This window comes from Cryobacterium arcticum, from assembly GCF_003185895.1.
GTDB lineage: Bacteria > Actinomycetota > Actinomycetes > Actinomycetales > Microbacteriaceae > Cryobacterium > Cryobacterium arcticum.
This window is the reverse complement of record NZ_QHLY01000012.1, coordinates 1,331,994-1,346,456: the sequence shown is the minus strand read 5'-3', so window position 1 is coordinate 1,346,456 and position 14,463 is coordinate 1,331,994. Positions and strand designations below refer to the sequence as shown.

Annotated in this window: 12 protein-coding genes; 6 read left to right on the top strand and 6 right to left on the bottom strand. The window is 69.9% G+C overall.

What is annotated here, in order from left to right; translation table 11 throughout:
• The first annotated feature begins 3 nt into the window (after positions 1 to 3).
• The 4 genes from CTB96_RS16020 to CTB96_RS16005 all read left to right on the top strand — a co-directional run bounded on the left by CTB96_RS16020 (position 4) and on the right by CTB96_RS16005 (position 6,519).
• Complete coding sequence (locus tag CTB96_RS16020) at positions 4 to 2,094, top strand: glycosyl hydrolase (RefSeq protein ID WP_146215835.1); 2,091 nt, start codon at positions 4 to 6, stop codon at positions 2,092 to 2,094.
• 73 nt (positions 2,095 to 2,167) lie between these two features.
• On the top strand, positions 2,168 to 4,666 hold the full coding sequence (locus CTB96_RS16015) for a DEAD/DEAH box helicase (RefSeq protein ID WP_110127803.1): 2,499 nt from the start codon (positions 2,168 to 2,170) through the stop codon (positions 4,664 to 4,666).
• Between the two features lie 154 nt (positions 4,667 to 4,820).
• Positions 4,821 to 5,237: an Lrp/AsnC family transcriptional regulator gene (locus CTB96_RS16010; protein ID WP_248283497.1), complete on the top strand. Its 417-nt coding sequence runs from the start codon at positions 4,821 to 4,823 to the stop codon at positions 5,235 to 5,237.
• 88 nt (positions 5,238 to 5,325) lie between these two features.
• A complete protein-coding gene (locus CTB96_RS16005) occupies positions 5,326 to 6,519 on the top strand; it encodes a Gfo/Idh/MocA family protein (protein WP_110127802.1) in 1,194 nt (397 codons plus the stop codon).
• Between the two features lie 25 nt (positions 6,520 to 6,544).
• On the opposite strand, the gene CTB96_RS16000 is transcribed toward CTB96_RS16005, so the two are convergent.
• The 3 genes from CTB96_RS16000 to CTB96_RS15990 all read right to left on the bottom strand — a co-directional run bounded on the left by CTB96_RS16000 (position 6,545) and on the right by CTB96_RS15990 (position 9,528).
• On the bottom strand, positions 6,545 to 7,006 hold the full coding sequence (locus CTB96_RS16000) for a LysM peptidoglycan-binding domain-containing protein (protein ID WP_110127801.1): 462 nt from the start codon (positions 7,004 to 7,006) through the stop codon (positions 6,545 to 6,547).
• A gap of 160 nt (positions 7,007 to 7,166) precedes the next feature.
• The gene (locus CTB96_RS15995; protein WP_110127800.1) at positions 7,167 to 8,546 is read right to left on the bottom strand and encodes an L-serine ammonia-lyase; all 1,380 of its coding nucleotides are present in this window, start codon (positions 8,544 to 8,546) and stop codon (positions 7,167 to 7,169) included.
• Between the two features lie 22 nt (positions 8,547 to 8,568).
• Positions 8,569 to 9,528, bottom strand: a complete 960-nt coding sequence (locus tag CTB96_RS15990; RefSeq protein ID WP_110127799.1) for a helix-turn-helix transcriptional regulator — start codon at positions 9,526 to 9,528, stop codon at positions 8,569 to 8,571.
• A 61-nt stretch (positions 9,529 to 9,589) separates the two neighbouring features.
• On the opposite strand from CTB96_RS15990, the gene CTB96_RS15985 reads away from it, so the two are divergent.
• Together CTB96_RS15985 and CTB96_RS15980 are read left to right on the top strand one after the other, a co-directional pair.
• Positions 9,590 to 10,597, top strand: coding sequence for an ATP-binding cassette domain-containing protein (locus CTB96_RS15985; protein ID WP_110127798.1), 1,008 nt, complete (start codon positions 9,590 to 9,592; stop codon positions 10,595 to 10,597).
• Positions 10,594 to 11,406, top strand: coding sequence for an ABC transporter permease (locus CTB96_RS15980; protein ID WP_110127797.1), 813 nt, complete (start codon positions 10,594 to 10,596; stop codon positions 11,404 to 11,406). The genes CTB96_RS15985 and CTB96_RS15980 overlap by 4 nt, the downstream gene beginning before the upstream one ends.
• A gap of 20 nt (positions 11,407 to 11,426) precedes the next feature.
• Here the strand turns inward: CTB96_RS15980 and CTB96_RS15975 are convergent, their stop codons facing one another.
• The 3 genes from CTB96_RS15975 to CTB96_RS15965 form a co-directional block, all read right to left on the bottom strand.
• A complete protein-coding gene (locus tag CTB96_RS15975; RefSeq protein WP_110127796.1) occupies positions 11,427 to 12,017 on the bottom strand; it encodes a CoA-binding protein in 591 nt (196 codons plus the stop codon).
• Entirely contained in the window at positions 12,014 to 13,315 is a 1,302-nt protein-coding gene (locus CTB96_RS15970; protein WP_110127795.1) for an O-acetylhomoserine aminocarboxypropyltransferase/cysteine synthase family protein, read from the bottom strand. Before CTB96_RS15970 ends, CTB96_RS15975 begins: the two co-directional genes overlap by 4 nt.
• Positions 13,316 to 13,420: 105 nt before the next feature.
• Positions 13,421 to 14,446, bottom strand: coding sequence for a YeiH family protein (locus CTB96_RS15965; RefSeq protein WP_219993270.1), 1,026 nt, complete (start codon positions 14,444 to 14,446; stop codon positions 13,421 to 13,423).
• Positions 14,447 to 14,463: the final 17 nt, after the last annotated feature.

The window sequence follows — 14,463 nt, the reverse complement described above, 5'->3', positions numbered from 1 at the left end:
CAGATGCAGAGAAGACGGAGCACCCTCACCGTGACAGCCGCCCTGGTGCTGGTGACCGCGCTCGCCGCGTGCACCAGCGCGGATGCCGGCACCCCCGCCGGGAACGAGCCGATACCGGGTGCGGCCGTCTTCCCCAGCGCGGAGGTCGCTGAGCTGCTCGATGCTCTGCCGCAACAGACCGTGAAACCGCTGCCCCCGGCGCGCCTTGCCGACGGGTTGATCCCACCGACGAACCGGTGGTTCTCCGGGCTGGTCTTCGGCGACGAGTCGATGCCAGTCTTCCCGCTGCCGCTGACCTTCCAGCTCACCGACACCGGGTTCGCTTTCGGGCTGCCGACGGTGACGGCCGACAGCGCCGTGATCATGGGCGGCTACGCCGGGCAGATCGCGGTGCAGGTCGGGACCACGGATGCCGTACTCGAGCAGCGGGTGACGGCCTACGACGACGCGTCGGTCACCATCGGCCAGTTCGTCGACGAGGCCCTGGTCGGCCGCACCGTGATCGCGGAGGGGTCACCGTTCGTGTCGTTCACCGCGACGGCGGACGTGGCCCTGGCACTGCCCACGGCCTTCACCAGCGCGGACACCGAGGATGACAGTGACGCCTGGACCGTCGAGGTGGCCGGCGACAGCTACGGGCTGGTCAGCAGCGGCACCGTCGACACCGACAACGGTTCGGCCGGTACCGACCTGTCGCTGGCGGCGGGCCAATCCGCCACCTGGTTCGCCCTCCCGGAGGGCGGCGAGCTCGCCGACTTCACGGCTGCCGCCGCCCACCCGGTCAGCGGCACCAGCGTCGAGTACACCTCGGACGCCGACACGGCCGGCACGACCATCTCCTACCAGACCAGTGACGGCGGCGACACCCTGATCGCCGCGCTGCCGCACCAGCAGGCGGGTCTGCCCGCGAACGCGGACTGCACCGCGGGGGAGTACCGCAGCATCTACGGCACTCTCACGGTGTGCCGGGGCCCGGCGCTGAGCTGGTCGGTGCCCAGCGTCGCCCCGAGCGGGGCGCTGGATCTCGGGGCCCTCGCCGACGATCAGCGCGCCCGGCTGGCCGACCAGGTTCGGGCGGATGTCGCGGCCACCCCCACTTTCGCCGCCGACACCTACTTCGGCGGCAAGTCGCTCTACCGGGCGGCCAACCTGCTCGACATCGCCCGGCAGGTGGGCGCCGACGATGCCGTAGCCGCGCTGACCGACCGGCTGAGCAGTGCGTTGGATGACTGGCTGGACCCCGCCGGCTGCGTCGCGCGCACCGAGCGGTGCTTCGTCTACGACCCCGCGGCGAAGGGCATCGTGGGCCTGGCCACCTCGTTCGGCTCCGAGGAATTCAACGACCACCACTTCCACTACGGCTACTTCTTCTACGCCGCCGCGGTGGTGGCGGCGGAGGATCCGGAGCTGGCCGCGCGCTGGGCGCCGGTGCTCAACCTGCTCGCGGCCGACCTGGCCACCAGCGGCGGCAGCGAGTACTTCCCCGATCGACGGGTGTTCGACGCCTACGCCGGGCACTCCTGGGCCAGCGGCACCTCCCCGTTCGGCGACGGCAACAACCAGGAATCCAGCTCAGAGGCCGTGACCGCCTGGAACGGCCTGGCCCTGTGGGCCGGCGTGAGCGAGCAGCCTGCCCTGGCCACCGAAGCCGAGTGGATGCTCTCCAGTGAGGCGGCCTCCTCCCGCGCCTATTGGACCGACTTCGACCTGAGCGACCCGGTGTACGACGGCTTCGACCACACCATCACCTCACTGGTCTGGGGCGGGAAGCGGGACTACGCCACCTGGTTCAGCGCCGAGCCGAGCGCCATGCTCGGCATCCTGGTGTTGCCGATGAGCCCGGTCGCCGACTATCTCGGCGGTGACCCCGACCGGGTGCAGGCCAACCTGGCCGACGCCCTGCCCGCCGGCGGCGACGGAACTCCGAGCTATGACGTCTTGTTCGGCGACTACCTGCTGATGTACTCCGCGCTGGCCGGCCGGGACGCCCCATCCGCCGCCCTCGACGCCGCCAAGGGGCTGCCGGAAGACCGGATCGACGACGGCAACAGCCGCGCCTACCTGCTGGCCTGGCTGATGCAGCACGCCGGCTGAGCGGGCGTCGTCGGTCACCTCCGGCTGGTCGGTGCAGGTGCCGGCCAGTCGGATAGGGCAGGATCGAAGGATCATGGCAACCCTCACCGCCCTTCCGCACGTCACCGATCCCGATGTCCTCTTCGAGGCCTTCGAACTCTGGGCGGCGGATGCGGGCCTCAGCCTCTACCCGGCCCAGGAGGAAGCGGTCATCGAGATCGTCTCCGGGGCGAATCTGATCCTCTCCACCCCCACCGGCACCGGTAAGTCGCTGGTGGCGGTCGGTGCGCACTTCGCAGCGCTCTCCGCCGGCAAGCGCAGCTTCTACACTGCCCCGATCAAGGCGCTGGTGAGCGAGAAGTTCTTCGCCCTGGTGGAGATCTTCGGTGCCGAGAACGTGGGCATGATGACCGGCGACTCCTCGGTGAACTCCGACGCCCCGATCATCTGCTGCACCGCCGAGATCCTGGCCAACCTGGCTCTCCGCAACGGCGAGGACACCCCGGTCGACCAGGTCGTGATGGACGAGTTCCACTTCTACTCCGACCCCGACCGCGGTTGGGCCTGGCAGGTGCCGCTGCTTCTTCTGCCGCGGGTGCAGTTCATCCTGATGTCGGCCACTCTCGGCGACGTCACCGACATCGCTGACGACCTGAGCCGCCGCACCAACCGCGACACCGCCGTGGTCACCGGTGTCGAACGGCCCGTGCCGCTGCACTACTTCTACGAGACCACGCCGGTGCACGAGACCGTGGAGGACCTTCTCAAGACCGGCCAGGCGCCCGTGTACATCGTGCACTTCGCTCAGGCCGCCGCGCTGGAGCGCGCGCAGGCGCTGTCCAGCGTGAAGGTGGTCACCAAGGAACAGAAGGAAGCCATCGCCGAGCTGATCGGCGAATTCAGGTTCACCACCAGCTTCGGCAAGACCTTGTCCCGGCTGATCCGCATGGGCATCGGCGTGCACCACGCCGGCATGCTGCCCAAGTACCGGCGGTTGGTGGAGCAGCTCGCCCAGCGCGGCCTGCTCCGGGTGATCTGCGGAACCGACACCCTCGGCGTCGGCATCAACGTGCCCATCCGCACCGTGCTTTTCACCGCGCTGACCAAGTACGACGGCGTCAAGATGCGCCAGCTCAACGCCCGGGAGTTCCATCAGATCGCCGGCCGCGCCGGCCGGGCCGGCTTCGACACCGCCGGCACCGTGATGATCCAGGCGCCCGACCACGAGACCGAGAACCTCAAGGCCATCGAGAAGGCCGGCGACGACCCGAAGAAACGGCGCAAGATCGTGCGCAAACGGGCTCCGGAGGGCTTCGTCTCCTGGGGCGAACCGTCCTTCCGCCGGTTGGTGGACGCCGAACCGGAAACGCTCACCTCGAGCATGCAGATGACCAGCGCCATGCTGATCAACGTGATCGCCCGCGGTGGCGACGCCTTCGCCAACGTGTATTCACTGGTGTTCGACAACCACGAACCGTGGAAGCGCCAGCTCGCCCACGCCCGCCGGGCCCTGGGCATTTACAAGACCCTGCGCGCGGCCGGCATCGTGGAGCAGGGTGCGGATGGCAGCATCCGTCTGACCGTTGATCTGCAGGCCAACTTCGCGCTCAACCAGCCGCTGTCGCCGTTCGCGCTGGCCGCGTTCGACCTGCTCGACATCGAAGCTCCCACCTACGCGCTCGACATGATCTCGATCCTCGAGTCCACGCTCGACGACCCGCGCCCGGTGCTGATGGGCCAGCAGTTCGCGGCCCGCGGCGAGGCCGTCAACGCCATGAAGAGCGAGGGCATCGAGTACGACCAGCGCATGGAGCTGCTCGAGGAGATCACCTGGCCCAAGCCCCTCGACGAACTGCTCAGCTATGCGTTCGAGACGTACAAGCAGTCCCAGCCCTGGATCGCGGACTTCCCCTTGCGCCCCAAGACCGTGGTGCGCGACATGTACGAGCGGGCGATGTCGTTCGGCGAGTTCGTGGCTTACTACAAGCTCGCGCGCAGCGAGGGCGTGGTGCTGCGGTACCTCTCGGATGCCTACCGGGCCGCCCGGCAGACCATTCCGGATGAAGCCAAGACCGAGGACCTCCTCGACCTGATCGAGTGGCTCGGCGAACTCGTGCGCCAGGTGGACTCCAGCCTGCTCGACGAGTGGGAAGAACTCATCCACCCCGACCTGGCCGCACACGAGGCCACCGCGCACGCCGTGGTGCCGCCCGCGCCGCACCGGCTCACCACCAACACCCGTGCGTTCCGCATCCTGGTGCGCAACGAACTCTTCCGCCGGGTGCAGCTGGCCGCGCTGGAGAACTACGACGCGCTCGGCGACCTCGACCGCGACAGCGGCTTCGGGGCGGATGCCTGGGCCGATGCCATGGACGGCTACTACGAGGAACACGACGAGCTGCTGGCCGGGGCGAACGCCCGTGGCGCCGGGCTGCTCATCTTGGAGGAGGGCCCCATGCTCTGGACCGCCCGGCAGATCTTCGACGACCCGGCCGGCGACCACGACTGGGGCATCAGCGCCACCATCGACCTCGCCGAATCCGACGAGCTCGGCGTGCCCGCCCTCACCGTGACGGGCATCAATCGGCTCTGAAACGTCGGACAGACCTGGATCCCGTCGAATATATTGAGACCAATCGGCGCTTCGTCCGACCAACCTTCGGCGGACAGGACCTTCACGCATGGCGGCACCCAAGAACCGGCTGGCGGTCCCGACCGACACCCTCGACGCCGTCGACCAGGGATAGCTGACCCTGCTCCGCAGCAACGCACGGCTCTCCAACGCCGCCCTCGCGTCCGCGGTCGGCATCGCCGCCTCCACCTGCCTCGAGCGGGTGCGGTCGCTGGTCAGCCGCGGCGTGATCCGGCGGTTCACGGTGGATGTCGACCCGGCCGCGTTGGGCCTGGGCGTGCAGGCGCTGATCAGCATCAACATCCACTCCGGCGCCCGGTCGCAGATCACCCCATTCGCCACCCGCATCCGGGAACTGCCCGAGGTGGTGCAGTTCTTCTTCCTGGGCGGCAACGAGGACTTCCTCGTGCACGTGGCGGTGCGGGACACCGCGGGCCTGCGCCGGTTCGTGGTCGACCACCTCTCGGCTGACCCGGTGGTGGCCGCCACCCGCACGAGCATCATCTTCGACCACGTGGCCCCTGCGCTCTAGTTGTTCTAGCCGCTCCGCCCGCCGCTCGGCCCGGGAAGCGGGAGGGAGGTGGGCGGGGAGGTCAGCGAACCGGCGTAACCTCGGAGCCATGGCCTCTTCAGACATTCAGCCGGAATCCCCGATCAACACGCCGAAGCCGGCACCCAAGCCGGGCCCACGCCCCGGCCCCGGCCCGCAGCACGGCGTCACCGCCGATGCGGCGCCGGTGGCGAGACCGGCTTCGGCCGAGTCGGCGGCTCGGAGCCCCAGGCTGACCGGCCCCATCCGTGCTGCCGTCATCGGCTACGGGCTCTCCGGCCGGGTCTTCCACGCGCCCTTCCTCGCCGCCAACCCCGACTTCGCCCTCACGGCGATCGTGACCGGCGACGCCGAGCGGGGCGCTCGCGCCACCGAGACCTACCCGGGCGTGCGCATCGTTCCCACCGCCGAGGCACTGTTCGCGCAGGCCCTCGACCTCGACCTGGTCGTCATCGGCACCCCGCCGGAAACCCACGTCGCGCTGGCCAACGCCGCTCTCGACGCAGGGCTCGCCGTCGTGATCGACAAGCCGTTCTCGGTCGACTCCGAGCAGGGCTGGGCGCTGCTCAACCGCGCCGACAGCCTGGGGCTGCCGCTCACCGTGTTCCAGAACCGTCGCTGGGACGGCGACTTCCTCACCCTGCAGGCGCTGCTGGCCGAGGGCTCCCTCGGCGAGGTGTACCGGTTCGAGTCCCGATTCGAGTTCTTCAAGCCCGGGCCGCCGCGCAGCTGGAAGGCCGGTGCCACCCCGGCTGACGGCGGCGGTGTGCTGTACGACCTCGGCGCTCACCTGATCGACCAGGCCGTGTTGCTGTTCGGCCCGGTCGACGACTTCACCGCCGAGTTGTCTACCCGCCGGCCCGGCGGCGCGGCCGATGACGACTCGTTCGTCTCGCTGCACCATGGTTCCGGCGTGCGCTCGCACCTCTGGATGAGCTCATTCGCCGCGCAGGCCGGCCCCCGGTTCCGGGTGCTCGGCTCCGCCGCGGGCTACACCAAGTGGGGAGTCGACGGTCAGGAGGCCGCCATCCAGGCCGGCAACCTGCCCAGCGACGCCGACTTCGGCCTCGAACCCGAAGTCACCTGGGGCAGGCTCGGCGCCGACGGCGCCAGCCACGTGGTGCCCACCCAGCGTGGTCGGTACACCGGGTTCTACGAGAGCCTGGCGGATGCGCTGCTGCGCGGGGCGCCGCTGCCGGTCAGTGCCGTCGACTCCGCCCACACCATCGAACTGATCGAACGCATCCACGCGTCGGTGCGCTGAGCGCGCCCGTGGGGCCCGGCGGGAGCTAGTTCGTCTTCGTCCAGTCCAGGTTGATGACCTGACGCAGGTAGATGTCCTCGCCGAGCCCCGTCACTTTGGGGTTCATGCGCAGTAGCTGCTGCATCGGCAGGTCGAAGCGCTGGGCGATGTCGAAGAAGGTGTCGCCCTCGATCACGGTGTAGCTGATCGGGTTGCCGGCTCCGTCGTATCCCGGTGCGGCCTGGGCGCCGGGCCCGGCACCCAGGTCCACAGCGGGGCCCTCCACAACGGCTTCGGCCGGAGGATTCGGGTCGATCGGCACCTCGACCACCGGCGCCTCGGCGACCGGCGGGGGTGTGGGCGTCGGCGTGGGCGTCGGGGTGGGCGTGGGTGTGGGCGTCGGCGTCTGGGTGATCACGACGGTTGCCGTCACCACCGGGGCCGGCTCAGTCGCGCAGCCGGTGAGCGCGAGCGTTCCCAGCAGCAGTGCGGCCGCTCCGAGGCGCATCGCGGCGCGCCGTCGGCCGGCACGCGGCTCCGCTCCGGTGGTTGATGCGGACAGCGGCTGTGAAGACGTGGACTCGTTGATGGTGTACCCCCGAGAACACAGCTTAGGTCAGGGATTCCGTCGGCGCAGCATCCTCCCTGTGCCTAGATCAGGGGGCGGGTCAGCATTCGATGACGTTGACCGCGAGGCCGCCCTCGCTGGTCTCCTTGTACTTCGTCATCATGTCCAGGCCGGTCTGGCGCATGGTCTCGATCACGGTGTCCAGCGACACGAGGTGGGTGCCGTCGCCGTGCAGGGCGAGGCGTGCGGCCGACACCGCGGTGGACGCGGCTATGGCATTGCGTTCGATGCAGGGTACCTGAACGAGGCCGCCGACGGGGTCGCAGGTGAGGCCGAGGTGGTGTTCCATGGCGATCTCGGCCGCGTTCTCCACCTGCCGCGGGGTGCCACCGAGCACGGCGCAGAGCGCGCCGGCGGCCATCGCGCAGGCCGAACCGACCTCGGCCTGGCAGCCGCCCTCCGCGCCGGAGATCGAGGCGTTCGCCTTGACCAGTGATCCGATCGCCACGGCGGTGAGCAGGAACCGGCGGATGCCGGCGGCGCTCGCCCCCGGAACGAAGCGCAGGTAGTAGTGCGCCACGGCCGGGATGATACCGGCGGCGCCGTTGGTGGGCGCGGTGACGACCCGACCGCCAGAGGCGTTCTCTTCGTTCACGGCGAGGGCGAAGGCGTGCAGCCATTCGGTGGAGGTATCACGTTCGCGCTGGTGCTGCCCGTCGTATTCTTCCAGCTGCATACGAATAGCGGAGGCGCGGCGTTTGACGCCGAGGCCACCGGGGAGGGTGCCGTCCACCCGCAGGCCGGCCTCGACGCAGGCGTGCATGGCGGACCAGATCGCGTCCAGCCCGGCATCCAGTCGATCGGCACCGTGAATGGCTTCCTCGTTGGCGCGGGCGACGTCGCAGATGCCGATGCCGTGGGTGTCGCAGAGGTCGAGCAGGGCGGCGCTCGAGGCGTACGGCATCGGCTGGGCCACCATCGTGGCGGGACGAATCGGGTCGCCGTCGCGGCGGATGAATCCGCCCCCGATCGAGTAGAAGGTCTCCTCGAGCAGGGCAGGAGCCGCAGGGTCGTCGCCCCAGGCGGAGAGCGTCATGGCATTGGGGTGGCCGGGCAGCCGGGTGCGCGGTTCGAAGACCACGTCGCTCTTCTGCACCGCCACCGGGTGCGTGCCGCCCAGCTGCAGGGTGGCACCGGGGGCGAGGTCTGCCCAGCGATTGCGCACGTCGTCGGGATCGCAGGCTTCGGGGCGGAGGCCGGCCAATCCGGCCAGGATCGCATCCGGCGTGCCGTGGCCGAGCCCCGTGGAACCGAGCGAACCGTAGAGCGAACAGCGGATGCGGGTCACATCCGGCAGCCGGCCGCTGCCGGCCAGGTGCTCGGCGAAGACCAGGGCGGCCCGCATCGGGCCGACCGTGTGGGAACTGGATGGACCGATTCCGATGGAGAAGAGGTCGAGAGCCGATACATACGCTGTCACTCGCTCCATCGTACGCTGGCCGCTACCGCGCGGCGGCGCGCACCCGATCGGCCTGCGCGCGGAGGAAGGCGAGCACCTCTGCTGGCGCCTCGACGGTGTAGTTCACATCATGGGGAATCCAGAGCAGCGCGGCAGCCAGCCCGGCCAGGTGGTCACTGGCCAGCGGCCACTCGGTCTGGTCGGCACCGCGTGCGGTCGCCTCCTTCGCCCACCAACCGAGAGCCGCCCTGGCGTCGGCCAGCGTCAGGTCGAGCACCACCGTCGCCGTGTAGCTGGTTTCGGTCCAGCTGACGGCTCCCGACACCAGGTCGGCGGCCGCGCGTGGCGAGAGATCCCGCGGCGGGAACATCACCCGGGTCTGCTGCAGGGTGGAGATGCGGTCGAGCCGGAAGGTGCGCCAGTCGGCGCGGTCCCGATCCCAGGCCACGAGGTACCACCGGCGACCGTGCGGCACGAGCATGTGCGGCTCGGTGCTGCGGGTGGATTCCCGGCCGGATGCGGCGGTGTAGCCGAACCGTATGCGTTCACTGTCGCGGCAGCTCAACGCGAGCTGGGCCAGCAGGTCGGCATCGACGGCCGGGCCTTCGCCGGGCGCGACGGTGGTGTGCGACTGCAGCGCCTCGATGCGACGCCGCAGGGTCGGCGGCAGCACCTGCTCGATCTTGGCCAGCGCGCTCAGGGTGGTGTGCTCCGAGCCGCGCAGCCCGGCGGCGGCCTGGGAGCGCAGGCCGACGGCGATCGCCACTCCTTCGTCGTCGGTGAGCAGCAGCGGCGGCAGGCCGGTGCCGGCGACGAGCCGGTAGCCGCCGACAGCTCCGCGCGCCGCGTCGATCTCGTAGCCGAGCTCGCGCAACCGCTCGATGTCGCGGCGCAACGTGCGATCCGTCACCCCGAGCCGGTCGGCCAGCTCCCGGCTCGACCAGTGCCGGTGGCTCTGCAACAGAGACAGCAGATCGAGGGCCCGGGTGGTGGTGTCCGACATGGTTTCAGTATGCCGCGCCATGAGGACAAGAGGTGTCCTAATGGACTTCTAGCATCGGGGCATGACAACCACACAGAACACCCACACCCTGATTCGGGCGCGAGGACTCGGCAAGTCCTTCGCGGCCAAAGGCGGCGACGTCGAGGCCGTGACAGGCCTCGACCTCGACGTGCAGCGCGGCGAGTTGGTGGCATTCCTCGGGCCGAACGGCGCCGGCAAGTCCACCACCCTGCGACTGCTGACCACCTTGCTGGCACCCACCAGCGGAGAAGCCACCGTGGCCGGTTGCGACATCCGCCGCGACCCGGCGGGAGTGCGCCGCCGTATCGGCTACATCGGCCAGGGCAGCTCGGCCGGTCACAACCAGCGGGTGCGCGATGAGCTCCTCAGCCAGGGCGCGTTCTACGGCCTGAGCCGCCGGGAGACCGCGGCCAGGGCCGACGAACTGCTCGAGTCGCTCGACCTCGCGGCTCTCGCCCGCCGGCAGGTGATCGGCCTCTCCGGCGGCCAGAAGCGCCGGCTCGATATCGCGCTCGGCCTGATCCACCGGCCGGAGCTGCTCTTCCTCGACGAACCGTCCACCGGGCTCGACCCGCAGAGCCGGGCCAACCTCTGGCAACACATCGTCGACCTGCGCGATACCGTCGGCACCACCATCTTCCTCACCACCCACTACCTCGACGAAGCCGATCAACTGGCCGAGCGGGTGATGGTGATGGACCACGGCGTCGTGATCGCCGACGACACCCCGACGGCCCTGAAATCCCGGCTGGCCGGTGACCGCATCACGCTGACCTTCGGCTCGGCAGCGGATGCCAGTGCTGCGGCCAGCCACATCGGCGGCGAGTCATCCGGCGCGCTTGTCACTCTCACGGCTGAGGCCGCTTCGGCCGGCGAGAGGGCGGTGCCGGGGTTGGTGCGCTCGCTCGACGCCGCCGGGCTGCCGCCCGTGGCCGTCACCCACCGTCAGCCCACCCTGGACGATGTCTTCCTCGCACTCACCGGCCGGAGCCTGCGTGAGGAAGGCCAGTCCGCATCCGTTTCGACCACTCAGGAGGTGGCAGCATGACCACGCAGACCCCGACCCAGACCCACGCCCCGATCGATACCGCCCACGCACCGCAACGCACCGGCGTGCTCACCGACACCTGGAACGTGCTCGTGCGGGAGCTGCGCCCGGTGCTGCGCGACCCGTTCAGCGCCCTGTTCAGCCTGGTGCAACCGTTGGTGTTCCTCGGCCTGTTCGGTCCACTGCTGGTGGCCTCGTCCGGGCTGCCGGCGGGGGAGACCCTGCAGTGGTTCGTGCCGGGCATCCTGGTGATGGTGGCTCTGTTCGGCACCGCGTCCACCGGGGCGAACCTGCTCGGCGAGATGCAGACCGGATCGCACGAGCGCACCCTGGTGGCCCCGTTGTCGCGGAGCGCTCTACTGATGGGTCGGGCGCTCAAGGAAGTGGTGCCGCTGATCGTGCAGGGCCTGGTGATCTGCCTCGTCGCACTGCCGTTCGGCTTCACGGTGAGCCTGCCGGGTCTCGCGCTCGGATTCGTCTTGCTGGCCGTGTTCGGCATCGGCTTCGGCGCGCTGAGCTACAGCGTCGCGCTTGCCTGTCGCAATCGGGACTGGATGTTCTGGCTCATCCACCAGACCCTGATCTTTCCGCTGATGATTCTCTCGGGCATGCTGCTGCCACTCGACGACGCCCCTGGCTGGATGAAGGTCGGCGCGGCGGTCAACCCGCTCAGCTATGTGGTGCAGGCCGAGCGTGACCTGTTCGCCGGCAGCCTGGGCACACCCGCCGTGCTCGGCGGATTCGCGGCGGCCGCCGTCACCGCGGTGATCGGCCTGTGGGTCGGCATCCGCGCCATGCGCCGAGCCTGACCTCGCTGATCAGTCGCTGATCAGCGGATGGTCTTGCGGGCTGTGATCTGCCCGGTGTCGAAGCCGAGCAGGTGCAGCCCGCCGTGGAACCGGGCGTGCTCGATCTTGATGCATCGATCCATCACGATCGTGAGCCCCTTCGACTCGCCGTATTCCGCGGCCTCCTGGTTCCAGATGCCCAGTTGCACCCACACCGTCTTGGCGCCGACGGCGATCGCGTCGTCGATCACGGACGGGATGTCGGAGGCCTTGCGGAAGACATCCACGATGTCGGGCACCTCCGGCAACGACGCGAGGTCGGGGTAGGCCTTCTCGCCGAGGATGGTGTCGGCGCGCGGGTTGACGAAGTAGACCCGGTAGTCGCTCGACTGCTGCAGGTAGGTGCCCACGAAGTAGCTTGACCGGGCGGGGTTGGGCGAGGCGCCCACGATCGCGATGGACTTGGCCTTACGCAGGATGCCCAGCCGAGCCTTGGCATCGGGGCCCTCCCAGGTGCGCTGGGTGCGCAGCAGCTTGGCCAGCGGGGAGTCGGCGGGAACGCTGCAGCTCAGACCGTTGGTGAGCTGAACGGTCTCGGTGGTCGCAGCGGTGTCGACGGTCTCGGTGCTCATGATGCTCCTCCGGTGCCGGCGGCCTGGGCCAGCGCCTGGTCGAGATCGTAAATGATGTCGTCGACATCCTCAATGCCCACGCTGATGCGCACCAGCCCGGCCAGCACGCCGGCGTCGATGAGCTGCTGCTCGCTGAGCTGGGCGTGCGTGGTGGAGGCGGGATGGATCACCAGGGTCTTGGCGTCGCCGATGTTGGCGAGGTGGCTGGCCAGGTCGACCGATTCGATGAAGGTGCGGCCGGCGTCGCGGCCGCCCTTGACACCGAAGCTGAAGACCGAGCCGGGGCCCTTGGGCAGGTACTTGAGTCCCCGCTCGTAGTGCGGGTGGCTGGGCAGGCCGGCCCAGTTGACGAAGTCGACGCGCGGGTCGGCGTCCAGCCATTCCGCCACGATGCGGGCGTTGTTCACGTGGGCCTGCAGCCGGTAGGGCAGCGTCTCCACACCCTGGGCGAGCAGGAAGGCGGAGTGCGGCGCGAGCACGGGGCCGATGTCGCGCAGCTGTTCGGCGCGGAGGCGGGTGAGGAACGCGTACTCGCCGAAGTTGCCCGACCATTCCAGGCCGCCGTAGCTGGGCACCGGCTGCGCGAACAGCGGGAACTTGTCGCTGTGCCAGTTGAACCGGCCGCTCTCCACGACCACGCCGCCGAGGGTGGTGCCGTGCCCGCCGAGGAACTTGGTGGCCGAGTGGATGACGATGTCGGCGCCCCATTCGATCGGGCGGCAGAGGTAGGGCGTGGCGATGGTGGAGTCGATGATCAGCGGGATGCCGGCGGCGTGCGCGACGGCGGCGAGGCCCTCGATGTCGGCGACCTCACCGGACGGGTTCGCGACGGTCTCGGCGAAGATCAGCTTGGTCTTGTCGGTGATCGCCGCGGCGTAGTCGGCCGGGTCGGCGGACTGCACGAACGTGGTCTCCACCCCGAAGCGGCGCAGCGTGACGTCGAGCTGGGTGATCGAACCGCCGTAGAGATTGGCGCTGGAGACGATGTGGTCGCCCGCGCCGGCCAGGCTGGCGAAGGTGATGTACTGCGCGGCCAGGCCGGAGGCGGTGGCGACGGCGCCCAGGCCGCCCTCGAGGCTGGCGATGCGCTCTTCGAACGCCGCCACGGTGGGGTTCGACAGCCGGGAGTAGACATTGCCGTACTTCTGCAGGGCGAACCGGGCGGCGGCATCCGCGGTGTCATCGAAGACGAACGCGCTGGTCTGGTAGATGGGCAGGGCCCGTGCTCCCGTGACGGCGTCGGGGATATTCCCGGCGTGGATTGCCCTGGTCGTGAAGCCGTACTCGCGATCTGCCATGGGAGTACGCTACCGGCCCGTTTCTCGCTGCCGGGTGCACCGGCGTAACAGAGCGCCACATGGCACCCGCCGGATGCCGGGTTCGGCCGACCAGCTGCTACGGGCTCAGCTGACGAACACGGCGGCCAGCGCCAGCGCGGCGATCAGCAGCCAGGAGGCCAGGCCGACGCCCAGGGCCCGCCCGCCGGTGCGCAGCAGCTCGGTGAGTCGCACCGCGGTGCCGAGCCCGAACAGCGCCATGGCCAGCAGGATGGTCTGCACGAGGTCCGCCGCGTCGAGCAACGCCGCCGGCAGCGGAACGAACGTGCGCACGAGCACCATGGCCAGGAACCCGGCCACGAACAGGGGGAGCACCGGCGGGCGGCGGGCGGCAGCCGGAGTGCCGGGCGTGGCATCGGGGGAGTCGGCCGCGCCGCCGACCGGCCCGACCGCCACGGCTACCCGGCGGCGTTCGTAGAGCGCCACACTCGCCACGATCGGGGCGAGCATCAGCACCCGGGTGAGTTTGACCACCACGGCCACCGCCAGGGCGGCCGTGCCGGCGATCTGGGCGGTGGCGACGACCTGGCCCACGTCGTGCACACCGGCGCCCACCCAGTGCCCGAACTGCAGGTCGGTGAGGCCCAGCGGATGCCAGAGGAGCGGCAGCACGCCGATAGCGAGGGTGCCGCACAGGGTCACCAGCGCCACCGGAGTGGCGGTCTCCTGGTCTTTGGCCTTCACCACTCCGCTCATGGCGCCGATGGCGGAGGCGCCGCAGATGGCGAAGCCGGTGGCGATGAGCAGCGGCTGGTGTCCGGGCAGGCCCACCAGCCGGCCGAGCCACAGGGTGCCGACGAAGGTGAGCAGCACGATCAGCACTGTCGTGGTGATGGTGACCCAACCCAGCCCCGCGATGTCGACCAGGCTGAGCTTCAGGCCGAGCAGAACCACGCCCAGCCGCATCAGCCGTTTGGCGGCCAGGGAGAGACCGGGCTTCAGCGGGCCGGTGACCGCGGGGCGCAGCACGGGGAGTTGCCCGACGACGATGCCGAGCACCACGGCCACGGTGAGCAGCGGGATGCCGGGCACGAGGGTGTGCACGGCCCAGGCCGCGGCTGTCGCGCCGGCGGCAGCCGCAACTCCCCACATCCACATTCCTCCCACCC